Origin of the sequence: Pseudomonas sp. NFPP28 (genome assembly GCF_900115535.1) — a bacterium.
GTDB lineage: Bacteria > Pseudomonadota > Gammaproteobacteria > Pseudomonadales > Pseudomonadaceae > Aquipseudomonas > Aquipseudomonas extremorientalis.
In genome coordinates, this window is sequence record NZ_FOWT01000007.1 from 342709 (window position 1) to 365788 (window position 23080).

General features: G+C 62.0%; 16 protein-coding genes and 1 other RNA gene. 5 read left to right on the forward strand and 12 right to left on the reverse strand.

Going from position 1 to position 23080, the window contains the following annotated elements; genetic code table 11:
• Nucleotides 1–41: 41 nt before the first annotated feature.
• Complete coding sequence (dnaX, locus tag BM110_RS19985; protein WP_092242809.1) at nt 42–2081, reverse strand: DNA polymerase III subunit gamma/tau; 2040 nt, start codon at nt 2079–2081, stop codon at nt 42–44.
• Nucleotides 2082–2214: 133 nt separating this feature from the next.
• Between dnaX and BM110_RS19990 the strand changes: the two genes are divergently transcribed.
• Entirely contained in the window at nt 2215–2964 is a 750-nt protein-coding gene (locus BM110_RS19990) for a substrate-binding periplasmic protein (protein ID WP_093514047.1), read from the forward strand.
• Between the two features lie 59 nt (nt 2965–3023).
• Nucleotides 3024–3395 carry a VOC family protein gene (locus tag BM110_RS19995; RefSeq protein WP_071491378.1) on the forward strand — a complete coding sequence of 124 codons (372 nt, stop codon included), beginning with the start codon at nt 3024–3026 and terminating at the stop codon, nt 3393–3395.
• Here the strand turns inward: BM110_RS19995 and BM110_RS20000 are convergent.
• A complete protein-coding gene (locus BM110_RS20000; protein WP_093514048.1) occupies nt 3309–4268 on the reverse strand; it encodes a DMT family transporter in 960 nt (319 codons plus the stop codon). The genes BM110_RS19995 and BM110_RS20000 overlap by 87 nt on opposite strands.
• A 102-nt stretch (nt 4269–4370) precedes the next feature.
• Between BM110_RS20000 and BM110_RS20005 the strand changes: the two genes are divergently transcribed.
• On the forward strand, nt 4371–5234 hold the full coding sequence (locus BM110_RS20005) for a LysR family transcriptional regulator (RefSeq protein WP_071491380.1): 864 nt from the start codon (nt 4371–4373) through the stop codon (nt 5232–5234).
• Here BM110_RS20005 and BM110_RS20010 read toward each other — a convergent pair whose 3' ends face one another.
• The 10 genes from BM110_RS20010 to BM110_RS20055 form a co-directional block, all read right to left on the reverse strand.
• Nucleotides 5235–5825, reverse strand: a complete 591-nt coding sequence (locus BM110_RS20010; protein ID WP_093514049.1) for a hypothetical protein — start codon at nt 5823–5825, stop codon at nt 5235–5237.
• A 1-nt stretch (nt 5826) separates the two neighbouring features.
• Complete coding sequence (locus BM110_RS20015; RefSeq protein WP_058427350.1) at nt 5827–6873, reverse strand: N-acetylmuramidase family protein; 1047 nt, start codon at nt 6871–6873, stop codon at nt 5827–5829.
• Nucleotides 6874–7030: 157 nt separating this feature from the next.
• Nucleotides 7031–8992 (reverse strand): hypothetical protein, encoded by a 1962-nt coding sequence (locus BM110_RS20020; RefSeq protein WP_093514050.1) that lies wholly within the window; start codon nt 8990–8992, stop codon nt 7031–7033.
• A gap of 20 nt (nt 8993–9012) precedes the next feature.
• Complete coding sequence (locus tag BM110_RS20025) at nt 9013–9426, reverse strand: hypothetical protein (protein ID WP_093122035.1); 414 nt, start codon at nt 9424–9426, stop codon at nt 9013–9015.
• A 125-nt stretch (nt 9427–9551) separates the two neighbouring features.
• Nucleotides 9552–9648: signal recognition particle sRNA small type (ffs, locus tag BM110_RS20030), an RNA gene on the reverse strand.
• A gap of 224 nt (nt 9649–9872) precedes the next feature.
• Entirely contained in the window at nt 9873–11039 is a 1167-nt protein-coding gene (locus BM110_RS20035) for a zinc-binding metallopeptidase family protein (RefSeq protein ID WP_092242782.1), read from the reverse strand.
• Between the two features lie 164 nt (nt 11040–11203).
• Complete coding sequence (gene ligA, locus BM110_RS20040) at nt 11204–13561, reverse strand: NAD-dependent DNA ligase LigA (protein WP_092242776.1); 2358 nt, start codon at nt 13559–13561, stop codon at nt 11204–11206.
• An 87-nt stretch (nt 13562–13648) separates the two neighbouring features.
• Nucleotides 13649–14512, reverse strand: coding sequence for a cell division protein ZipA (zipA, locus tag BM110_RS20045; protein WP_071491386.1), 864 nt, complete (start codon nt 14510–14512; stop codon nt 13649–13651).
• A gap of 259 nt (nt 14513–14771) precedes the next feature.
• Nucleotides 14772–18260, reverse strand: coding sequence for a chromosome segregation protein SMC (gene smc / locus BM110_RS20050; RefSeq protein WP_093514051.1), 3489 nt, complete (start codon nt 18258–18260; stop codon nt 14772–14774).
• A gap of 2 nt (nt 18261–18262) precedes the next feature.
• On the reverse strand, nt 18263–18922 hold the full coding sequence (locus BM110_RS20055; RefSeq protein WP_093514052.1) for a GntR family transcriptional regulator: 660 nt from the start codon (nt 18920–18922) through the stop codon (nt 18263–18265).
• 280 nt (nt 18923–19202) lie between these two features.
• Here BM110_RS20055 and xdhA point away from each other — a divergent pair, with 280 nt between their 5' ends.
• Nucleotides 19203–20651, forward strand: a complete 1449-nt coding sequence (gene xdhA / locus BM110_RS20060) for a xanthine dehydrogenase small subunit (RefSeq protein WP_092242763.1) — start codon at nt 19203–19205, stop codon at nt 20649–20651.
• Nucleotides 20644–23043 (forward strand): xanthine dehydrogenase molybdopterin binding subunit, encoded by a 2400-nt coding sequence (xdhB, locus tag BM110_RS20065; protein ID WP_093514053.1) that lies wholly within the window; start codon nt 20644–20646, stop codon nt 23041–23043. The genes xdhA and xdhB overlap by 8 nt, the downstream gene beginning before the upstream one ends.
• Nucleotides 23044–23080: the final 37 nt, after the last annotated feature.

Here is a 23080-nt window from a genome sequence, read left to right on the forward strand (position 1 = left end):
GAATCACCTCAAAAGTACGTGGATCAATAAGTAGCCCGGTTTTATGACGCCTGGGGCACCGGGGCTTCGACAGGTTCAATAGTATCGTGACGGACGACCGCACCGAACTGTTGCATCATTTGCTGGATGAGCGGATCGGCATGGATCGAATCCTCGGCCTCACGCTGGCGGTTGATGCGCCGACGAGTCGCGGCCTGGGCCGGGGTTTCCTGCTCTGGCTTGATCAGCTCTATGGCGATGGTCAGCGTGCGCCCATGGTACTGGTTCAGCGCATCGTTGAGACGGCGCTGCTGGGTCGCGTTGAACAGGGCGCTGTGGGCCGGGTCCAGGTGCAACAGCCAGTGGTCGCCTTCGATGGAGATCAATGTGCAGTTGGCGGCGATGCTGCCGGTCATGCCGGAGATCGGCAGTTTCGGGAACAGCTCCAGCCATTGCAGGGCCAGGCCGGTGGCGGGGGCCGCAGCGGGTTCCGCTTCGGGCTCGGGGGCCGGTTCGGCGGTGTGCTCGCTGGCCAGGTCGTCCAGGTAGCTGTAGGCCGAATCCATGTCCGGCTCGATGTAGTCTTCGTCCAGCGGCGGTTCGTCGTCGAGGTCGATACCCGGCGTGGCGGCTTCCACCTGGGCCACGGTCGGCTCGGGGACGGGGGCAGACACCCATTCGGGGGCATCCGGCACCACGCTATCCGGAGTCGGCGTGGGCATCGGTGTCAGTTCGGGCTGCTCGCCGCTGGTTTCCAGCACAGGCTCCACGGCGGGCGCTTGCTCGGCCTCGGCGTCTGCTTCGACCGGATCATTCCAGGGCAGGTCGACGACCGGCTCGGGCTCGACAATGGGTGCCGGCTCGACCACTGGCGCAGCTGCCACAGGTTCAGGCACCGGTGCAGGTGCAGCAACCACTGGTGCGACCTGCGCCGCGCCAGCCACTGGTTTGGCGGAATCAACTGTGGCCTGGCTGATCCCCACTGGCTTTAGCGGCTGTCTCGGCGCGTCTGCCGAATCAGCGGGCCGGAACGCCAGCATTCGCAGCAACACCATTTCAAAGCCGCCGCGCGGGTCGGGCGCCAGGGGCAAGTCGCGGCGACCGATGAGGCCCATCTGGTAGTAGAACTGCACATCTTCAGCCGGCAGCGCCTGGGCCAGCGCCAGCACACGGTCGCGGTCGCCATGGCCGTTGTCGACGCCTTCGGGCAGCGCCTGGGCGATGGCGACACGGTGCAGCACATTGAGAATTTCCGAGAGCACGCCGTTCCAGTCCGGGCCTTGCTCCGACAGGTGGCGCACGGCTTCGAGCAGCGCCTTGGCGTCGCCTTCGATCAGCGCGTGCAGCACGTCGAAGACCTGGCCGTGATCGAGGGTGCCGAGCATGGCGCGCACGTCGGCGGCCATGACCTTGCCTTCACCAAAGGCGATGGCCTGGTCGGTGAGGCTCATGGCATCGCGCATCGAACCATCGGCGGCGCGACCGAGCAACCACAGCGCGTCGTCTTCGAACGGTACGTTCTCGACGCCCAGCACATGGGTCAAATGCTCGACCACCCGCTCGGGGGTCATGTTTTTCAGGGAGAACTGCAGGCACCGCGACAGAATCGTTGCAGGAAGTTTCTGCGGATCGGTGGTGGCCAGGATGAATTTGACGTAGGGCGGCGGCTCTTCCAGGGTTTTCAACAGGGCGTTGAAGGAATGGCTGGACAGCATGTGCACTTCGTCGATCAGGTAGACCTTGAAGCGGCCACGGCTGGGCGCGTACTGCACGTTGTCGAGCAACTCGCGGGTGTCTTCGACCTTGGTGCGGCTCGCGGCGTCGATCTCGATCAGGTCGACGAAACGCCCTTCGTCGATTTCCTTGCACACCGAGCAGGTGCCGCAGGGCGTCGAAGTGATACCGGTTTCACAGTTCAGGCATTTGGCGATGATGCGCGCAATGGTGGTCTTGCCCACCCCACGGGTACCGGTGAACAGGTAGGCGTGGTGCAGCCGTTGGCTGTCCAAGGCATTGATCAGAGCCTTGAGCACATGGGTCTGGCCGACCATTTCGCGGAACGAGCGCGGACGCCATTTACGTGCAAGAACCTGATAACTCATCGAAAACCGTCGCAACTGGGAAGCGGAAGCCGGTAATGCTAGCGGAGCAAGGGGGAAATTGCATCCGGCACGCTCGCCTAATCTGACTAAGCTTGCCTGGCTGGCCCCAAAAAGGCCTGAACCCGGAGTGTGTATGCGCGTAGTCCTGGGCGCTTTATGGATGATCACCACGGCTTGCCTGGCAGCGCCCGCACCGTTGCGTTTCTCGGTTTCCGACAGCTGGGCGATGCCCATGGTGCAACTGGACAGCGGCCGGCCCACCCAGGGCATTTTGTATGACCTGATGTTGAGCCTGGCTACCCAGGTCGGACGGCCGGCCGAATTCCATGTGTTGGCACGGGCGCGTATCTCAAGCGCCATGGAGCATGGCGATATCGATGTACGCTGTTATGTCACCCAGGCCTGGGTCGACGACGCGTCCGGCGATTACGTCTGGAGCGTGCCGCTGATGGTGCAGCGCAACCTGTTGGTGAGCACCCACATCCCCCCGAAGCCGATACAGCTGGACACACTCGTACCGCAGGCCATCGGCACTGTGCTCAACTACCGCTACACGTCCCTCGACCCTCTGTTCGCCAAAGGCCAGCTCAGCCGCGACGACGCGCGCAGCGAAGAGCAGGTGCTGCACAAACTGGTGGCCGGGCGCTTCAAGTTTGCGGTGAGCAACGAATGGATACTCGAGCGTTTCAACCAACGCATGCCGGTCGGCAAGCGGCTGCACAAGGTTGCGGTGATTGATGAGCAGCGCCTGGGCTGCATCGTGCGCAACGACCCGAATGTGCCGGTGCAGTTGATCCTGCGCACCTTGCTGCGCATGCAGCAGTCGGGCGAGATCGAGCAGATCATCCGGCTCTACACCGGTGAGACTCCTGACAGAAACTGACAATGCCGCCTTATAGACTTGGCTCCATCGAATCGAACACGCATTCCCAAGGAGCCTGCATGAACACCCTCGCCCATTACTTCCTGCTGTACGTCGACAGCCCGGCCACCAGCGCCAACTTCTATAGCCGCCTGCTGGACAAGCCGCCCGTGGAACTCAACCCGACCTTCGCGCTGTTCATTCTCGACAATGGCGTAAAGCTGGGGCTGTGGTCGCGTCATACCGTGGAACCGGCGGCCCGGCTCACCGGGGGTGGCGGCGAAGTGGGCCTGTCCCTGGCTGACCAGGCCGCGGTGGACGCGCTGCATGATCAATGGGTAGAGCGCGGCGCAACCATCATCCAGTCACCGACCACCCTGGATTTCGGCTACACCTTCGTCGCCCAGGACCTCGATGGCCACCGGCTGCGCGCGTTTTGCCTGAGCGACTGACCGCCAGCGCCCCTCCAGGCTGATGGCGGCCACGCTGGCCAGCACGATCACGCCGCCCAGCACCACTTGCAGGGCGATGTGCTCACCGAGCAGCGTGGCCGCCATCGTCATCGCCACCGGGGGGATCAGGTACATCGCTACCGAGGCGCGGCTGACCTCGACATGTTTCAACACATAGCCCCAGGCCAGGTACGCCAGGGCGCTGGGGAAAACCCCGAGCACCAGCACCGCGAGGTTCTCGGGCAACGGCGCCTGTACCACCGCAGCCGGCAGGCCCGGCAGGTTCACGCAGAGCATCAAGGTGCCGGCCCAGACCATGTAGCACGCCATCGTCAGCGGGCTGTAGCGATGGGCGTAGTGTTTCTGGATGGCGAAGTACAGGCTCCATGAGACTGCCGCCAGCAGAATCAGCAAGCCGCGCGGGTCAATATCACCCACGCCGTGATCGCCCCAGATCACCACCAGCACGCCGAGCAACCCCAGCAGCACGCAGCTCCAGCGCCAGAGGCTGACCCGCTCCTTCAAGCAGAAGAACGCGATCAACACGCTGAACAGCGGCGCCGATTGTGCCAGCACACTGGACGCCGCCGCCGTCACGAATTGCTGCCCATAATTGAGGCTGGTGTGGTGCAGGAACACGCCGAAAAAACTCAATACCAACAGCCACGGCAGATCCCGCAGGCGTGGCCGACCGATGCCGAGCACCAGCGCCACGCCGGCCATGAACAGCGAGGCGATCAGAAACCGCAACAGCGCAAGCTGGCCAGGGCTGTAGCTGTGCAGGCCCGTGTGCACGCCAATCGGCGAATAGGCCCAACAGAGGATGACGCTGGCGATGATTAGCGTAAGCTTCAGGGGTGACGGGGTGTTCATCGACGGCATCCGAAAACGGGGAAGGAATGCCGTCAGTCTTCGCCCGAGCAACGCGCAGGACAATTAACCGTTTCTGACTTCTGAAATCACTGGAACTGAGCAATGGAACTGGCCCAACTGAAAATGGTGCGCGCCGTGGCACAAACCGGCAGCGTGGCCCAGGCCGCCGTGCAATTGCATTGTGTGCCGTCCAACATCACCACGCGCATCAAGCAGCTGGAAAGCGAGTTGGGCACACCGCTGTTTATCCGTGCCGGACGCGGGCTGGCGATCAGTGCGGCCGGTGAGATCTTCCTGGAATATTGCGAACGGATCCTGGCCCTGGTGGACGAATCCAAACGCGCCGTCGATGCCAATGCCATCCCCCGTGGCACCCTGCGTATCGGTGCTGTGGAGTCCAGCGCCAGCGGACGCCTGCCGCCGTTGCTGGCCGAATACCATCGGCGCTACCCGGATGTCAGCCTGGAGCTGGTGACCGGCGCCTGGGGCGAACTGCTCGATGACCTGCAACACCACCGCCTGGACGTGGCGCTGGTGGCCGCGGGCAACAAACGCGCAAAGCTCGAACACAGCGTGGTCTACAGTGAGCGTCTGGTGTTGATCGCCAGCGCTTCCAGCGCACCGATCCACAGCGCCGAAGACCTGGCCGGCCGCACCCTGCTGGTATGGCCGCCCGGCTGCCCTTATCGGGCAGCGCTGGAGAACTGGGTCAAGCCCCACGCGTTCAAGCCGGCCATTGCCAGCTATGCCAGCTGGGGCACGATCATCGGTTGTGTCAGTGCGGGAATTGGCGTGGCACTGGCGCCGGAGGGCATCCTGGCCCGCTATGAACAGGCCAACCAATTGGCGTCGTACCGATTCGAGGAACTGCAGGCGGTGGACAACCTGCTGTTCTGGCACAAGGACACCCAGCGGCACCTGGCACGGGATGCGTTTGCCGGGTTGTTGCGCGAAACCTTCGGCTGATCAGCTTTTGGGTGCCGCCAGACGGCTGTACTGATCCTGGCTGATCCACCCGGTAAACGAACGATCATCGGCATTGATGAACTCGACCTGGGCCCAGCCATCCTTGAAGGCCAGGACCCCCACTACGTCATTCTTGACGATGTACGGACGCTTGGCGGCCTTGGCGCTTGGGTTTTTCAGCAGGTAAGCCTTGTCGGCGGACACCTTCACCAGGCCGATCCATTTCGTGTTGGCGGTCTGGCTCAGGTCCAGGCCGGTGGCGATCTCCGGCATCAGCACATTGAAGCAACCCGGATGCTGGCGGCCTTCTGCCACGGTCAGGGTCACGCCATCGGACGAGGGTGCCACGCTGCCGGGGTAGGTGGCGTCGGCCCAGGTGGTCAACGCCGCGGGTTTGCCTTGCAGGTAGAACGCGCAACTGCGGGTCACGCCTTCGCCCATCTCCTCCGAGTAGTAACCTTCCACCTGATGCTCAGGCGTCACCGCCAGCATCAGCCCTTCGTACTTGCCCGAATGCAACGCGGGCGAACCGGCAAACGCAGGGGCTACGGCGCACAACGACAACAGGCCCATCGCTAGAAAACGGATCATCTTATTTTTTCCCTTCAAGTTTCTCGTAGGCTTTCTGCATAAGGACGTCATAGTTGCCATAGTCCTCGCCATTATAGTTACGCGCCATGCCGGTAAAATCCTTGGCTTTCATGGCTTTCATCAACGCCGGGCTCTTGCTGCAAAAACCGAGGAAGGCCTTTAGTTGGTTACCGGCATTCACTTTTAATGCCGCAGAGAATTCAAACACCGTCTTGTAGCCGCAGGACGCGTAGTTGAAGCCCATGATCTGAAACATGCCCCAGGACGCCGACATCAACGCGGCTTCCTGATCCAGCGCAAACGCGGTGGCCATGGTTTCCCAGGCCTTGGTCTGGTCCTTGTTATTGGTCTGCCACTGCGGCCCGGCTTTTTTCTTGTAGGGGTAGGACAGCAGCGGATGCGCCTGGTCGTAGATGTGCTTGGTGTACTTGCGAAACAGGTGCCCTTCGAACGCGATTACCGGCAACTTGGCCGGGCCGAAACCCGAACGGCCGCCGGATTCCACCGTGGCGAAGGCCTTGATGATGTTCACCGAAATACCGCCACCCAACTGCGTAGCGGCATTCTGGAAATCCGTCTCGCTGAGGGTCATGCCCCCGTCGCACGTGGCCTGCAGCATCAATTGGCGGTTGCGCTTCTCGGCCTCGATCATCGCGCGCATGCGGTCCAGGTACACATTGACCGTGGCCTGCACTGCGTCGCCCTGATTGTTGCCGAACACATTCAGAAAGCTCGGGATACGCATGCTCGGGAACGCCTTCACCGGCACTTTCACCGCTTCTTCGATCAGGCTGTTGAAGGTTTTACCAGTCGGGTCGATCACGCCATCAGGGTGGGCATATTTGAGATGACGGAATTGATACTGGCTGATGCATTGCACCAATTGGCCATCGCACTTGCCGTTTTCGGCCAGCGGGAAACCCATTTTCGGAATGATCAGATTGAATAAATACTGGACGCACTGCACATCGGCGGGCAAGTTGCGGGCTTTGCCGGGCGCGCCTACCGAAGCACTGATAAGACGGGGCAACCCTTGCAGGCTTTTCATCACAGACATCCTTGTTAGTTAAAGAAGTGATGGCACTTCAATATCAACCTCGCATACTTGTCACACTCTGAAACAAGTAGCTGGCGGAAACTAGCAAGGTGGTTTTGGGTTGTCCAGAGCGACCTGCAAAAGTTGTGAAACAGCCGAATTAAATCACTCAGTAACCGTGGAACTCCCGGGTTTTCTGATACGTGTGGAAATCAATCCACTCGACCACGTCGTAAGGCAGGTAAAGCTGCATCCGCGCGCGGGAAATGGCGATATACACCTCGCACAGCCGTTGGTCGAACGCGTAGGCGTCCTTGAACTTCAAGTTGGTCAGCAACTCGGGCGTCAGCAGCACCCGGTCAAACTCCATGCCGCCCGCCTCTGCCGCCAGCATCAGCAGGCAACGTTTACCGGGCACGCCGCCCAGCCGGTTCAAGCGCGTGATGTCGGCGACATTGAAGCCTTTTTCCAGCTCGCTCTCGACCCACAGAAACGCCTCGTCGAACTGGCTGGCGTCGCGCACCTGCTGCCAGTCTTGCATGTCACTGAAATAGGCGTGAGGGCCGTTGTCGTTGTGCTCGTTGCTGTAGAACTCCGGCTTGAACAAGGCAATGACGCTGATCATGAAACGCTGCAGATCCTGCTGCGCCGCAGTGTCGAAGAACCCGAACGGGCAGTTGGCCTGCTGCAACTGGATGGCCCATTTCATGGTGTCCCAATGGGAGGCGGTCAACACCACGCAGCCTTCCGGCGGTACGAAGCCCTGGGGGTAATGTTCGATGCCGACGTCCGCGTCCCGTGCGCCTTCGAAGGGGGTCTTGCACTTTTGTGAGTGCACACTGATCAACGGGTTGACCAGGCGCTCGACGTTGCGACCCGAGCGCACCGAATAATTGATGTCGGTGTGTCGGACTTCGCGCTTTCTTCGCACCATCACACCGCTGGCCAATTGGTATTCATCGCCGAGGGTGATCAAGACTTGGCGGCCACGCTCGATGATCTGCAGCAACGAAGGCGGGATGTCCTGGCTTTCATCGATCAACACATGGGTATAGCGAGGCGGCACCACACAGCCTTCGAGACTCGCACGCTTGATCAGCCATAGCGCCGCGAAAGCAGTCTGGCCGGCCCACTGTGGGTTGGCCTCCAGGTACGTCCACAACCGGCTGGAATACTCCAGCAACGCCTGGGTATCCACGCTGGACAACGGGTGCTTGAAATGCGGCAGGTGCCTGGCCGACAGGCTGTGATGGCTGGAGTGGCAATAGCTTTCGAGCACCTTCAGACAGATATCCAGCGTCGCCACGCCCTCGTGCCCTCGCCAGCCGTGGATATTCAGGGCCTCAGACACTTCATGTTTGCCGGGCAACCTGGCCGGCGTGCCCTGCACGGTAGGGCGTGGCCCCTGCAGCAGCGCCTTGGCGAACGCAGCGAAGGTCGAACCCGCCTTGCTGTCCTTCCCCAGCCCCATGCGCTCACGCAGGGTCGCCAGTTTTGCCCCCGTGCGGGCCAGCACCAGGGTCTGAGCGGGGCGCAGGCACTCCATCAAGGCGCCGAGCAGGTGGCTCTTGCCGATGCCGGCGTAGCCTTGGACGTGCAGGTCTTCGTTGAGGTTGGCGCGGAAGGTACGCACCAGTTTGTCTTGGGCCGGGCTGAGCCAGCGCTCACGCTGGCGGGGTGTGATCATCTGCTGGCTGAAGGGGTCATTGCTGCGCAGGTGGCGGACCTTGTAGCCGATATCCCATTTTCCCGTAGGCAGCAGGTAATCCCGCGCGGCGACCTCTTCAGCCGACAACAGGCGCAGGTTGACACTTTTCAGCGCGTTGAAACCGAAGTAGAGCTTGCGCGGGTCGAACAGTCGCTGGGCTTCGGACAGCAGCGTCGCGGCGCCCCCTGCCTGCGTGTCCACCGACCAGTCGAGCAACTTGGTCAGAATGCGCTCGGCGCCTGCGCAGGTCAGGTCTTTTTCCGCGGCCTGGGCCAGGTTCTGGATGACCAGTACGGCGGCCAGCTCCGGATTCGTCAGGCCGACCAGGGCCTGGGCGCCGTCCGAGCCGAGCAGGGTCGTGCAGGTTTGCTCCGTGACAGGCAGGAAGACCGGGCTGGATAAATCGAAGTGTTCAGGTTGCATAGTGCCTCGCCGCCAGGGAGTCAGGCATTGCCCTGACCGCCCAGTTCAAACCGATACTCGCCCAGCGAGCCCGACATCCCGCCGCAATGAGGGCCTGCGTCAGCCGCAGCCGCCATCGCATTGATCTGTTGCTGGAGTTCGAACACAGCCATATCGAGCAAGCGACGCAAGTCTTCGGCACTCTGCGCGGCCACGTTCAATTGCAGCGTGCAAGCGCCCGCCAGCGGTGGCTGCGCGGGCTCATCAGCCACTTGCGCAGAGCGGATCATTTCCGCCTGGCTGAGAATTTCCGCATGTTCGTCGTCCATGAGGTCCAGCACCCTCGACAATTCCAGGGTCTGCTCAGGGTGGGATTGAATGCGGTCCTTGATCTCCAGGCGGCGCATCTGCCATTCCCGCAGTTTTTCGCGAGTGAGGTCGTCGACTTTTTCCACGTGTGCTGTCTCCGGATGCCAGGCACTGGAGTATGCCGCCATGGACTGCCCGATGGCAGATGGCGTGAAAGCATTTTTGATTTGAATTTGAACAGGTACTGCAAGGAAGAGCGTTATGGAGGCAACCCCACCAGCCACACCCCGGCACACAATGTTCCCGCTGTGGCTGCTGCCTTCCGGCTCTGACCAGGTTCACGGGTAATCGTTGCGGGGGGACCGATGGGGTCACCATAACGACGCCTGCCTCTCGGCAAGCGGGGCCATTGTACCGATCTCATCGGAAGTTACAACCGTTGGGGACGGATTAAAAATATGAAGGGGTTCAAGTACTTGTCACCGCCAACAGCATCTGTGGGAGGGGGCTTGCCCCCGATGACGGTACATCAGCCAATAAACAGGTGACTGACCCAGCGCCATCGGGGGCAAGCCCCCTCCCACAGTGCTCATCATTGTGCCAGTACCACCTCATCCGCTCGGCCGCCCTCTTCCTGGATCACCAGGTGAATGAAATGCAGCTTGGCGATCACCGCCGGTGGCAGCACGAAGGGATAGAAATCCGGCTGGCCCATGCTGCGCGACAGTTCGTTGAGCATGCCGGCCAGTTCGATCCAGGCGTTGACGAATGACAGGAATGCCGCGCCGCCAGGGTGTTCGGGATCATAGAGCGTGCTGAGGGGAAATGGCTGGTAGTCCAGGTCCATCTCGCGGGCGCTCATGCCAAAGCCGAGGGCGGTGTCGACGGCGTCCATCATATGCAGGTAGTGCGCCCAGGTTTCTGCCCAGTCTTCCCAGGGGTGCATGGTGGCGTAGGCGCTGACGCAGGTTTGCTGCCAGTCGGCACGTGGGCCGTGCTGGTAGTGCTGGTCGAGGGCTTCGGCATAACTGGCACGTTCGTCGCCGAACAGGTTGCGAAACGGTTCTAGCCAGTGGGTATTGGCGATCAGGCGATCCCAGTAGTAATGGCCGACCTCATGGCGAAAGTGACCGAGCAGCGTGCGGTAGGGTTCGCGCATCTGGACGCGGACCTTTTCACGGTGGGCGTCGTCGGCCTCCTTGATGTCGAGGGTGATCAGGCCGTTTGCGTGGCCGGTCATGGGCGCGTTGCCTTCCAGGTCGATACCGACAAAATCGAAGGCCAGGCCGGTGTCTTCGTCGACGCTTTTGGGCACCACTTGCAACCCCAGGCTGATCAATTGCGCGACCAACCGGCGCTTGGCGGTTTCGACTTTTCGCCAGCGTTCATGGTTTTCCGGGATCGACAGGTCAGGAATGGTGCGGTTCAGGCTACAGGCCACACACAGCGGCGCGGTGCTGTGGGCCGGGATCAGCCAGTTGCAGGCGGCAGGAGTGTCGAGGTTGGCGCAGCGACGGAAGGCGCCGGCGTCAAGGTTGCCGTCCTGCAGCCAGGTGCCTTCGACCGGGCCGGGCTGCAGGGAGTCCAGCCGGGCTTGCTGGGGTTGGTAGCCCAGCAGCGCCTGGCAGGCCAGGCACTGGCTGTTGCGAAAGAACAGGGATTGGCCGCAGCGGCACTGCCACACCTTGCTGTCGCGAGATGTGCCGGCTACAAAGGGGGCAGCGATGCGAGAACTGAGTTGCTCGAAGTAGCGGAACATGGCGATCTCTCCCTGGGTGACTGAGACTAGATCACTTTCTGTTCAGGATCGTTCCACTTTGGTGATGGTTGGGAGGGGGCTGCTGCGCAGCCCGACGCGGGGCAAGCCCGCTCGCCACAGCAAGCCCGCTCTCCACAGCGAACCCGCTCGCCACAAAGCCCGGATCAGACCGTGATGTTGTGCTTGGCCAGGAAGGCGACGAAGGCTTCTTCATCCAGTACCTTCAGGCCCAACTCGCTCGCCTTCGCCAGCTTGGAGCCGGCGCCCGGCCCCGCCACCACGCAGTGGGTTTTCGCCGAGACGGAACCCGCTACCTTGGCGCCGAGGCTTTCGAGTTTTTCCTTGGCCACGTCGCGGCTCATCAGCTCCAGGGAACCGGTGAGCACCCAGGTGTGCCCCGCTTCGGGCAAGCCTTCGACGACCTTCTTCTCGCTCAGCCAGTGCATGCCGAAGTCCTTGAGCTGCTGCTCGATGGCCAGGGCATGGTTGGCGTTGTCCGCGTTATCGAAGAACTCACGCACAGCCTTGGCCTGCTTTTCGGGCAGCGCCTGGCGCATATCCAGCCAGTCGGCCTTGATCACGCCTTCCAAGGTGCCGAATTTGTCCGCAAGTTTCTGCGCGGCGCCGGGGCCGACGCTTGGCACATGCAACTTGTCGAGCAAGCCGCCCAGCGTGGTACTGGCGGCGAATTCGGCACTCAGGTCGCCCTGGTCCTGCAATTGCAGGCCGCATTCGTCTGGCGACAGCAGCGCACCGATCACGTCCTGGTTATGGCTGTCTTCAAAGAAGCTGTGGATCTCGTGCGCCACTTCCAGGCCCACGTCCGGCAGGTACGTCAGCACTGCCGGCAAGGCCTTCTGTACGCGCTCCAGGGATGCCAGCGAACGCGCCAACACCTTGGCGGTCTCCTCGCCCACGTCGGGAATGCCCAGGGCATAGATAAACCGCGCCAGGGTCGGGGTCTTGCTGTTTTCGATAGCAGTGATCAGCTTCTTGCTGGAAATATCGGCAAAGCCTTCCAGGTCGATGATCTGCTCGTACTTGAGCTTGTAGAGGTCGGCCGGTGAGCCAATCAGTTTTTCATCCACCAGTTGCTCGATGGTCTTGTCACCCAGGCCATCGATGTCCATGGCGCGGCGCGAGACGAAATGAATGATCGCCTGCTTGAGCTGCGCGCCACAGGCCAGGCGCCCGACGCAGCGGTACACCGCGCCTTCGCTGACGGTTTCCTTGCCCTTGCTGCGCTTGACCAGTTGCGTGCGCTCCACATGGGAGCCGCACACCGGGCAGCTTTCGGGAATCTGCACGGCGCGGGCATTTTCCGGGCGACGCTCGGTGACCACCGAAACCACTTGCGGGATCACATCCCCGGCGCGGCGAATGATCACGGTATCGCCGATCATCAGGCCCAGGCGCGCGACTTCATCCATGTTGTGCAGGGTGGCGTTGGACACGGTCACGCCCGCAACCTTGACCGGCTTCAAGCGCGCCACAGGCGTCACGGCGCCGGTGCGGCCAACCTGGAATTCCACGTCGAGCAGTTCGGTCAACTCTTCCATGGCCGGGAATTTATGCGCGATGGCCCAGCGCGGTTCGCGGGCGCGGAAGCCCAGTTCACGCTGGGAGGCGATGCTATTGACCTTGAACACCACGCCGTCGATTTCATAGGGCAGGCTGTTACGCCGCTCACCGATGTCGCGATAGTACTCCAGGCAATCCTGAATGCCTTTGGCCAGCTTCAGCTCATGACTGATGGGCATGCCCCACTTCTTCAACTGTTGCAGGTTGCCGATGTGGGTATCACTGATGTCGGTGGTCACGCCGTAGCAGCAGAACTCCAGCGGGCGGCTGGCGGTGATCTTCGAGTCCAACTGACGCAGGCTGCCGGCGGCGGCGTTGCGCGGGTTGGCGAAGGTCTTGCCGCCGACTTCCAGTTGCGCGGCGTTGAGTCGCTCGAAACCGGCCTTGGACATGAACACTTCGCCGCGCACTTCCAGGGTTGCCGGCCAGCCGCTGCCGTGCAGTTTCAGCGGGATATTGCGCACGGTGCGCACGTTGACGCTGATGTCCTCGCCGGTGGTGCCGTCGCCCCGGGTGGCGCCGCGAACCAGCTCGCCATCCTGGTACAGCAGGCTGACCGCCAGGCCGTCCAGCTTCGGTTCGCAGCTGTATTCCACCGCTGCGCCACCGCCGAACAGGTCGCCCACCGGCAGGTCGAGGCCTTCGGTGACCCGGCGATCAAACTCGAGCATGGTGGTTTCATCGAACGCGTTGCCCAGGCTGAGCATCGGGATCTCATGCTTGACCTGGGTGAACGCCGACAGCGCCGCACTGCCGACTCGCTGCGTCGGTGAATCCCGCGTGACCAGTTCCGGATGCTCGGCCTCCAGGGCCTTGAGCTCGTGGAACAAGCGGTCGTACTCGGCGTCCGGAATGCTCGGCTCGTCGAGGACATGGTAGCGGTAGTTGTGCTGATCCAGTTCAGCGCGCAGTTCGAGGATGCGGGTGTGGGCGGCGGTCATGGGTGTTCTCTCATAAAGCAAAAGAGCAGCCGAAGCTGCTCAATATGTTAGTGCACGGATTCTACAGGCAACGCTTAAGATCGGACCTCAGCGCTTCTGTGTCAGGGCGCGACGCTCGAACTCGACGATGCGCTGACGGTAGTGCTCGATGGTCTGGGCGGTCAGCACGCTGCGCTGGTCGTCCTTGAGCTCGCCATTGAGTTCCTGGGACAGCTTGCGGGCCGCGGCCACCATCACGTCGAATGCCTGTTTCGGGTGACGCGGGCCTGGCAGGCCGAGGAAGAAGCTCACGGCCGGGGTGCTGAACAGATCGATATCGTCCAGGTCGAAGGTGCCCGGCTTGACCGCATTGGCCATGGAGAACAGCACTTCGCCGTTGCCGGCCATGCTTTCGTGACGGTGGAAGATATCCATCTCGCCAAACCGCAGGCCGCTTTCGAGGATGTTCTGCAACAGGGCCGGGCCTTTGAAGCCAGCAGCGTCGCGGCAGATCACGCTGATCACCAGCACTTCTTCGGCGGCCGGCTGGTCGTTCACGGATTGGCGCGGCGCATTCTTGCCGGCGTTCTCGTCCGGGAAATCATCATCGCGGCTGCTGAAGCTCGGGCCGTCATTGACGTCCAGGTCCAGGTCGGCCTGGCGCGGTTCCGCGACCACCGGAGCGGTGCGCTTGCCACGCTTGGGCGACGGCTCGCGGGCTTCACGCACCGGCGCGCTCATCGACGGCAAGTCGTGCTCGTCCAATTGCGGTTCTTTATGGGTGTCCAGCACACGGGGCGGCCCCAGCAGCTCGGCGCTGCCGTCGTCGTCAGGCAAGTTGGACAGGTTGCGGTCCAGACGGAATTTGAGCTTGCCCTTGCCACCGCGCATCCGGCGCCAGCCATCAAAAAGAATACCGGCAATGACAATAATGCCGATGACGATCAGCCACTCGCGCAGACCGATTTCCATGTAATCCCGTGCCTCTAATAAAAAATGCTGAAAAATAAGGGGTTTAGCAACGTGCAAACCGCTTTAAAACGTGGCGCCAACTCTATGTTCTGACTGACGTTTTGCCCACGCATACGAAAATTTGACATTAAACTAGCACGACCAAAGATAACTTTACACCGTCTGTCAAAATGCCTTGAACAAATATGTCCATTTGCCACTTTCGCCAGGCCGGTAAAGTCTCTTACCGCACGCTACAAAAATTCTTTGCCGGCATGGGTCAAGACTCCACCATTGCCATCGCTTCTTCGACATCCACCGCCACCAAACGCGAACAGCCCGGTTCGTGCATCGTGACCCCCATCAACTGATCCGCCATTTCCATGGCGATCTTGTTGTGGGTGATATAGATGAACTGCACGGTCTGGGACATCTCTTTCACCAACCGCGCGTAGCGTCCAACGTTAGCGTCATCGAGCGGCGCGTCAACTTCGTCGAGCATGCAGAACGGCGCCGGGTTCAACTTGAAGATGGCAAATACCAGGGCCAATGCGGTCAGGGCTTTCTCGCCGCCGGACAACAAATGGATGGTGCTGTTCTTCTTGCCCGGAGGCCGCGCCATGATCGTCACCCCAGTATCGAGTAGATCTTCGCCCGTCAGTTCCAAGTAAGCGCTGCCACCGCCGAAAACTTTTGGGAATAACGCCTGTAAACCGCCATTAATCTGATCAAAGGTATCCTTGAAACGGTTACGGGTTTCCTTGTCGATCTTGCGAATCACGTTTTCCAGGGTGTCCAGGGCTTCCACCAGATCGGCGTCCTGGGCATCCAGATAACGTTTACGTTCGGATTGCTGCTGGTACTCGTCGATGGCCGCCAGGTTGATCGCGCCCAGGCGCTGGATACGTGCGGCAATGCGCTCCAGTTCTTCTTCGGCTTCTTTCTCGTTGGCCTGGGCGGTCAGGGTGTTGAGTACGCCGTGCAGGTCGTAGCCGTCCTCCAGCAATTGGTCTTGCAGGGTCTTGCGGCGCACGGTCAGGGCTTGCCACTCCATGCGCTGCTGTTCGAGCTGGCCACGGATCAATTGGGATTGCTGCTCGGCCTGGGTCCGGCGTTTTTCGGCGTCGCGCAGTTCGCGGTCGGCGTCTTCGAGGGCGATCTGCGCGGTCTTGAGCTCTTCGTCGACGGTCATGCGCTTGTCGAGCAACTCTTCGAGCTTCAGGCGCAGCTCTTCCAGTGGCGCTTCGCCCTCCTCCAGGTTGAGGCTCAGTTGCTCGCGCTTTTCCGTCAGGCGTTCGGACTGCATCTCCAGGCGCTCAAGGGCCTGGGCGGTGGACGCGTGCTGGGCCTTGAGCGACCCCAGGCGCACGGCCAACTGGTGGGCGTGGTCCTTGTGCTGGCGCGCCTCCTGGCGCACACGGTCGAGGCGTTCGCGCAGGCTGTCGCGCTGGGCCAGCAACAGTTCGCGCTGCTCGGTGTCGAGGGCCATGCTGTCGAGGGCTTCCTGCAACTGCAGGCGCGCTTCGCCGATCTGTTCGTGTTCCAGGGCGCGCTGCTCGCCCATTTCCGCGACTTCTTCGTCGAGACGGGTGCGGCGCAGGGTCAGTTGCTCGACCTTGGCTTTGCTCGCGGAGAGCTGGGCCTTGAGTTCGCCTTGCTGGCGCGCTTCGTCCTGCAACAGGCGGCGCAGGTGCTCGCGGCCGGTCTCCTGCTGGCGCTGGGTGGCACGCAGGGTTTGCAGTTCGGTTTCCAGGCTTTCCAGGGTGGCTTCGCGCTCTTCGCGCTCGGCGATCAGGTTGACGATTTCCTGACCACGGGCCAACACGCCGCTTTCCGCTTCACTGGCGCGGCGCACGCGCAGGAAGTGGCGGCCGACCCAATAGCCGTCACGGCTGATCAGGCTTTTGCCGGCGCCCAACTGACCGCGCTGGGCCAGGGCCTGCTCCAGGGAATCCACCGGCTTGACCTGGCCCAGCCACGGCGACAGATCAATCGCCGCTTCAACTTTATCCAGCAAACTGCCCGGCACCCGCGTGCCATCGGCGGCAGGGCTGAGCAAACGCAGGTCGCCCTGGGCAAAACCGGCCAGGTCGAAGCCGCCAAAGTCATCCACCAACACCGCTTGCAGGTCGGCACCCAGGACGGTTTCCACCGCCAGCTCCCAACCGGCTTCTACCTTCAAACCTTCGGCCAAGCGCGGGCGTTCGGCCAGATGTTGATCACGCAGCCACTCGGCGGTGCCGGTGCCCGGGTCCAATGCAGCCTGCTGCAACGCTTCAAGGGAGGCGAGCCGGCCATTGAGTCGCTGCAAATCACCCTGGGCCTGTTGCTGTGCCTGGGTCGCCTGTTGCAACTGCTGACGCAATTGCTCCAGGCGCTCCACTTGTTGTTCTTCGCTGGCTTCCAGCTCTTCCAGCGTCATTTCGCTTTCGGCCAGTTGCTCGCTCAGCTCCATGATCGCCGCGTCTTCCGGGTCGGCGGACAGCAACGCGCGCTCTTCCTGCATGCGGCGTTGGCGCTCGGCCAGGCGCTCCATGCTGGTTTCCAGTTGCTGGATGCGTGACTGCTGCACTTCGGCCTGACGCCGGGGTTCGGCAGACTTCAGGTTGAAGGTGTCCCACTGCTCCTGCCAGCCGTGCATGGTGGCTTCGGCTTCTTCCAGGGCGGCGGCGGCTTCTTCGGCGGCGGCGCTGGTGACTTCCTGCTCGGGGGTGAGCATATCCAGCTCTTCGCCCAGGGTCAGCAGCAAGGTGCGGTCGTGGCCCAGGTGGGATTCGGTCTCCAGGCGCGCGCGCTCGGCTTCCTTGAGGTCATCCTGCAACTGGCGCAGGCGCTGCTGGCCGTGCTGGATGCTCTGCTCGACGCGGGCGATATCGCCACCCACCGAATAGAAGCGGCCCTGCACCAGATTGAAGCGCTCGGACAGGTCATGGTGACCGTCACGCAGGCGTTCGATACTGGCGTCGGCATTGCGCTGCTCGGCCACCAGGGCTTCAAAGCTGATTTCCTGGGTGCCGATGATCGCTTCGCGCTGGCCCACCTGGTCGTTCAGCGCCTGCCAGCGCAGGGCCGACAGTTGTGCCTTGAGCTGGCGCTCCTCGCCTTTGTATTCCTGATACTTCTCGGCGGCCTGGGCCTGGCGGTGCAGGCGCTCCAACTGGCGCTCCAGCTCTTCGCGCAGGTCGGTCAGGCGGGCGAGGTTCTCGTGGGTGCGGCGGATACGGTTTTCGGTCTCGCGGCGGCGCTCCTTGTACTTGGAGATGCCAGCCGCTTCTTCGATGAAGTTACGCAGGTCTTCGGGCTTGGCTTCGATCAGCTTGGAGATCATGCCCTGCTCGATGATCGAGTAGCTGCGTGGGCCCAGGCCGGTGCCGAGGAAAATATCGGTGATGTCGCGACGGCGACACTTGGTACCGTTGAGGAAGTAGCTGTTCTGGCTGTCGCGGGTCACTTTGCGGCGAATGGAGATCTCCGCGTAGGCTGCGTACTCGCCGATCAGAGTGCCGTCGGAGTTGTCGAACACCAGTTCGATGCTGGCCTGGCTCACCGGCTTGCGGCTGGTGGAGCCGTTGAAGATGACGTCGGTCATCGACTCGCCGCGCAGGTTCTTGGCCGAGCTCTCACCCATCACCCAGCGGACGGCGTCGATAATATTCGACTTGCCGCAACCATTGGGCCCGACCACCGCCGCCATGTTACTGGGGAAGTTCACCGTGGTCGGGTCGACGAAGGATTTGAACCCCGCCAGTTTGATGCACTTGAGCCGCACGTTTAGGCGTCCGCCAACGCAGCAATGACCAGCGAGCAACTGCGCTCGCCGTAGGCTGAGAGCACTTGGCGGATCTGCGGCAAGTCACGGGCGAGTACGGCGGCGAGCAGTTGCTCGAACAACGCCAGGTATTCGCTCATGGAGGCCTTGCGCTGATCCAGGGCCAGGTAATAGGCGCGATTCATCGCCGGCTGCAGGTTCTCGACGGTTTCCTGCAAGTACGGGTTATTGGCGAAGGGGTACGCGGCGCGCATCACGTTGAAGCTTTCTTCAACGAAAGCGCGGATGTCCTCGCGCTCGTAACTGGTCACCAGGCGCTGCTGGATCTGCAGGAACGGCGCCATGTCGGCCTGCACCTGCCAGCCCTGGGCGACCGCATTGCCGAGCAGGATGTACAGCTCGCCCATCAAGGTGCACAGGCTCTGCACCTTGTGCGCCGTCAACTCGGTGACATGGGCGCCACGGCGCGGCAGGATCGCGATCAGGTGGCGGCGTTCGAGGATCAGCAAGGCTTCGCGCACGGAACCACGGCTGACATTGAGCGCCAGCGTGACCTTCTGTTCCTGGATCCGCTCCCCAGGCTGGAGATCGCCGCGAATGATGCGTTCGGCGAGGTGGTGAGCAATTTGCTCGGCGAGACTGTCCGGCGCCTTGAACGTCATGTTTTCCCTTCAAAATCTTCTATCGGTACAAGCGCGGCAGTGTAGCGCATTGGCTGGCTGATGGCGCTACGCCCACCGTGGCGAATTTGGCACGGAATAAGCAACGATGAATAGCCACAAGCCCCCAAAAACGCCGGTTCCAGAAGACTGAACCATAATTGAAAGTGTTGCGATCGCAATTTCTTGACCTTCTGGTCAGAAAATCGTTGACCGAAAAGTCAGAGATGACTAGATTCGGCGCAAAGCGGTTAACAACAATAATGAGTCTGCGAGGCCTTCCGTGATCCAGTTTTTACTTAACCAGGAACTCCGTAGCGAGCACGCCCTGGACCCCAACCTGACCGTGCTCAACTATTTACGCGAGCATTTGGGCAAATCCGGTACCAAGGAAGGCTGCGCCAGCGGCGATTGCGGCGCGTGCACGGTGGTGGTCGGCGAGTTGCACACCGACGATCAAGGCGCCGAGCGGATCCGTTATCGCAGCCTCAACTCCTGCCTGACCTTTGTCTCGTCGCTGCACGGCAAGCAACTGATCAGCGTCGAAGACCTCAAGCACCAGGGCCAACTGCACAGCGTGCAACAGGCGATGGTCGAGTGCCACGGTTCGCAATGCGGCTTTTGCACCCCCGGTTTCGTGATGTCGCTGTTCGCCCTGCAAAAGAACAGTGATGCCCCCGACAGCCAGAAAGCCCATGAAGCCCTGGCCGGCAACCTGTGCCGCTGCACCGGCTACCGCCCGATCCTCGCCGCAGCCGAACAGGCCTGCTGCAACAAGCCCCAGGATCAGTTCGACAGCCGTGAGGCGCAGACCATCGCCCGCCTCAAAGCCATTGCGCCGACCCAGACCGGTGAACTCAACAGTGGCGACAAACGCTGCCTGGTGCCGCTCACCGTCGCCGACCTGGCCGACCTCTACGACGCCTACCCGCAGGCCCGCCTGCTGGCCGGTGGCACCGACCTGGCGCTGGAAGTGACCCAGTTCCATCGCACCTTGCCGGTGATGATCTACGTCGGCAACATTGAAGAAATGAAGCGCATCGACGACTTCGACGACCGTCTGGAAATCGGCGCTGCCACCGCCCTCTCCGACTGCTACACCGCGCTGCACCACGAATACCCGGACTTCGGCGACCTGCTGCACCGCTTCGCCTCCCTGCAGATCCGCAACCAGGGCACCCTCGGCGGCAATATCGGCAATGCGTCGCCGATCGGTGATTCGCCGCCGCTGCTGATCGCCCTCGGCGCGCAGATTGTGCTGTGCAAGGGCGACACACGCCGCACCCTGGCACTCGAAGACTACTTCATCGATTACCGCGTCACTGCCCGCCAGGACAGCGAGTTCATCGAGAAGATCATCGTTCCCAAGGGCCACACGCTGTTCCGCGCCTACAAGGTCTCCAAGCGCCTGGACGACGATATTTCCGCCGTCTGCGCCGCGTTCAACCTCAAGCTCGACAACGGCGTGATCCGCGAGGCCCGCGTGGCGTTCGGCGGCATGGCCGCCACGCCCAAGCGCGCCAAAAGCTGCGAGGCCGTATTGGTCGGCGCCACCTGGAACAGCGCCACCGTGGAGAAAGCCTGCGCCGCCCTGGCCCAGGACTTCACCCCGCTGTCGGACTTCCGCGCCAGCAAGGAATACCGCCTGCTCAGCGCACAGAACCTGCTGCGCAAGTACTTCATCGAGTTGCAAACACCGCACATCGAGACTCGGGTGACCGCTTATGTCTAACCATCACGCCGTCGTTAAAACCCAGGCCGAACTCGCCGAACTGTTTGCCCAGGATCTTACTTCCGGGGTCGGCCGCAGCGTCAAGCATGACAGCGCCGCCAAGCACGTATCCGGCGAAGCGCAGTACATCGATGACCGCCTGGAATTCCCCAACCAGTTGCACCTGTATGCGCGCATGTCCGACCGCGCCCACGCCCGCATCATCAGCATTGACACGTCGCCCTGCTACGCCATTGACGGCGTGCGCATTGTCATCACCCATGAGGACGTGCCGGGCCTTAAAGACATCGGCCCATTGATGCCCGGCGACCCCTTGCTGGCGATTGATACGGTGCAGTTCGTCGGCCAAGTGGTGCTGGCTGTTGCTGCCCGTGACCTGGAAACCGCCCGCAAGGCCGCCATGGCGGCGGTAATCGAGTACGAAGACCTTGAACCGGTGCTGGATGTGGTCGAGGCGTTCCGTAAAAAACATTTCGTACTCGACAGTCACACCCACCAGCGCGGCGATTCGACCGGCGCACTGGCCACTGCGAAAAACCGCATCCAGGGCACCCTGCACATTGGCGGCCAGGAACACTTTTACCTGGAAACCCAGATCTCTTCGGTGATGCCCACCGAAGACGGCGGCATGATCGTCTACTGCTCCACGCAGAACCCCACCGAAGTGCAGAAACTGGTGGCCGAAGTGCTGGACCTGTCGATGAACAAGATCGTGGTGGACATGCGCCGCATGGGCGGTGGTTTCGGCGGCAAGGAAACCCAGGCGGCGAGCCCGGCGTGCCTGTGCGCGGTGGTCGCACGCCTGACCGGCCAGCCGACCAAGATGCGCCTGCCGCGCGTCGAAGACATGCTGATGACCGGCAAGCGCCACCCCTTCTATATCGAATACGACGTCGGCTTCGACGACAGCGGTCGCCTGCACGGGATCAACCTGGAACTGGCGGGCAACTGCGGCTGTTCGCCGGACCTGTCCAACTCGATTGTCGACCGCGCCATGTTCCACGCCGACAACGCGTATTACCTGGGCGACGCCACCGTCAACGGGCACCGCTGCAAGACCAATACCGCGTCCAACACCGCGTATCGCGGCTTCGGCGGCCCGCAAGGCATGGTGGCCATCGAGGAAGTGATGGACGCCATCGCCCGCCACCTGGCGCTGGACCCGCTGGCGGTGCGCAAAGCCAATTACTACGGCAAGACCGAGCGCAACGTCACCCACTACTACCAGACCGTCGAGCACAACATGCTCGACGAGATGACCGCCGAACTGGAAGCCAGCAGCCAATACGCCGAGCGCCGCGAAGCGATTCGCCTGTACAACGCCCACAGCCCGATCCTGAAAAAAGGCCTGGCGCTGACCCCGGTGAAATTCGGTATCTCGTTTACCGCGAGTTTCCTCAACCAGGCCGGTGCGCTGATCCATATCTACACCGACGGCAGCATCCACCTGAACCACGGCGGCACCGAAATGGGCCAGGGCTTGAACACCAAGGTCGCGCAGGTGGTGGCCGAGGTGTTCCAGGTGGACGTCGACCGCGTACAGATCACCGCCACCAACACCGACAAGGTGCCCAACACCTCACCGACCGCCGCCTCCAGCGGTGCCGACCTGAATGGCAAGGCCGCACAGAACGCCGCCGAAACCATCAAGCAGCGCCTGGTGGAATTCGCCGCACGCAAGTACGACGTGAGCGAAGCGGACGTGGAGTTCCACAACGGCCATGTGCGCGTGCGCGAGCAGATCCTGACGTTTGAGGCGTTGATCCAGCAGGCGTATTTCGCCCAGGTGTCGCTGTCGAGCACGGGCTTCTACAAGACCCCGAAAATCTTCTACGACCGCAGCCAGTCAAGGGGTCGGCCGTTCTACTACTACGCGTTCGGCGCCGCGTGCTGCGAAGTGATCGTCGACACCCTGACCGGCGAATACAAGATGCTGCGCACCGACATCCTCCATGACGTAGGCGCCTCGCTGAACCCGGCCATCGACATCGGCCAGGTCGAAGGCGGCTTCATCCAGGGCATGGGCTGGCTGACCATGGAAGAGCTGGTGTGGAACGACAAGGGCAAGCTGATGACCAATGGCCCGGCCAGCTACAAGATCCCGGCCGTGGCCGACATGCCGCTGGACCTGCGGGTGAAGCTGGTGGAAAACCGCAAGAACCCCGAAGACACGGTGTTCCATTCCAAGGCCGTGGGCGAACCGCCCTTTATGCTCGGGATTGCTTCGTGGTGTGCGATCAAGGATGCCGTGGCGAGCCTGGGTGACTATCGCCATCAGCCCAGGGTCGATGCACCGGCCACGCCAGAGCGAGTGTTGTGGGGGTGTGAGCAGATGCGGCAGTTGACTGCGGCGAAGGTGGTTGAGGCGGATACCGAGATGGCTTCGCTTTAGACCGAGGCGCTGCCATCGGGGGCAAGCCCCCTCCCAC

Coding starts and splice junctions, on each gene's coding strand:
- dnaX (WP_092242809.1), bottom strand. CDS start 2,081: ATGAGTTATCAGGTTCTTGCACGTAAATGGCGTCCGCGCTCGTTCCGC.
- BM110_RS19990 (WP_093514047.1), top strand. CDS start 2,215: ATGCGCGTAGTCCTGGGCGCTTTATGGATGATCACCACGGCTTGCCTG.
- BM110_RS19995 (WP_071491378.1), top strand. CDS start 3,024: ATGAACACCCTCGCCCATTACTTCCTGCTGTACGTCGACAGCCCGGCC.
- BM110_RS20000 (WP_093514048.1), bottom strand. CDS start 4,268: ATGAACACCCCGTCACCCCTGAAGCTTACGCTAATCATCGCCAGCGTC.
- BM110_RS20005 (WP_071491380.1), top strand. CDS start 4,371: ATGGAACTGGCCCAACTGAAAATGGTGCGCGCCGTGGCACAAACCGGC.
- BM110_RS20010 (WP_093514049.1), bottom strand. CDS start 5,825: ATGATCCGTTTTCTAGCGATGGGCCTGTTGTCGTTGTGCGCCGTAGCC.
- BM110_RS20015 (WP_058427350.1), bottom strand. CDS start 6,873: ATGAAAAGCCTGCAAGGGTTGCCCCGTCTTATCAGTGCTTCGGTAGGC.
- BM110_RS20020 (WP_093514050.1), bottom strand. CDS start 8,992: ATGCAACCTGAACACTTCGATTTATCCAGCCCGGTCTTCCTGCCTGTC.
- BM110_RS20035 (WP_092242782.1), bottom strand. CDS start 11,039: ATGTTCCGCTACTTCGAGCAACTCAGTTCTCGCATCGCTGCCCCCTTT.
- ligA (WP_092242776.1), bottom strand. CDS start 13,561: ATGACCGCCGCCCACACCCGCATCCTCGAACTGCGCGCTGAACTGGAT.
- zipA (WP_071491386.1), bottom strand. CDS start 14,512: ATGGAAATCGGTCTGCGCGAGTGGCTGATCGTCATCGGCATTATTGTC.
- BM110_RS20055 (WP_093514052.1), bottom strand. CDS start 18,922: ATGACGTTCAAGGCGCCGGACAGTCTCGCCGAGCAAATTGCTCACCAC.
- xdhB (WP_093514053.1), top strand. CDS start 20,644: ATGTCTAACCATCACGCCGTCGTTAAAACCCAGGCCGAACTCGCCGAA.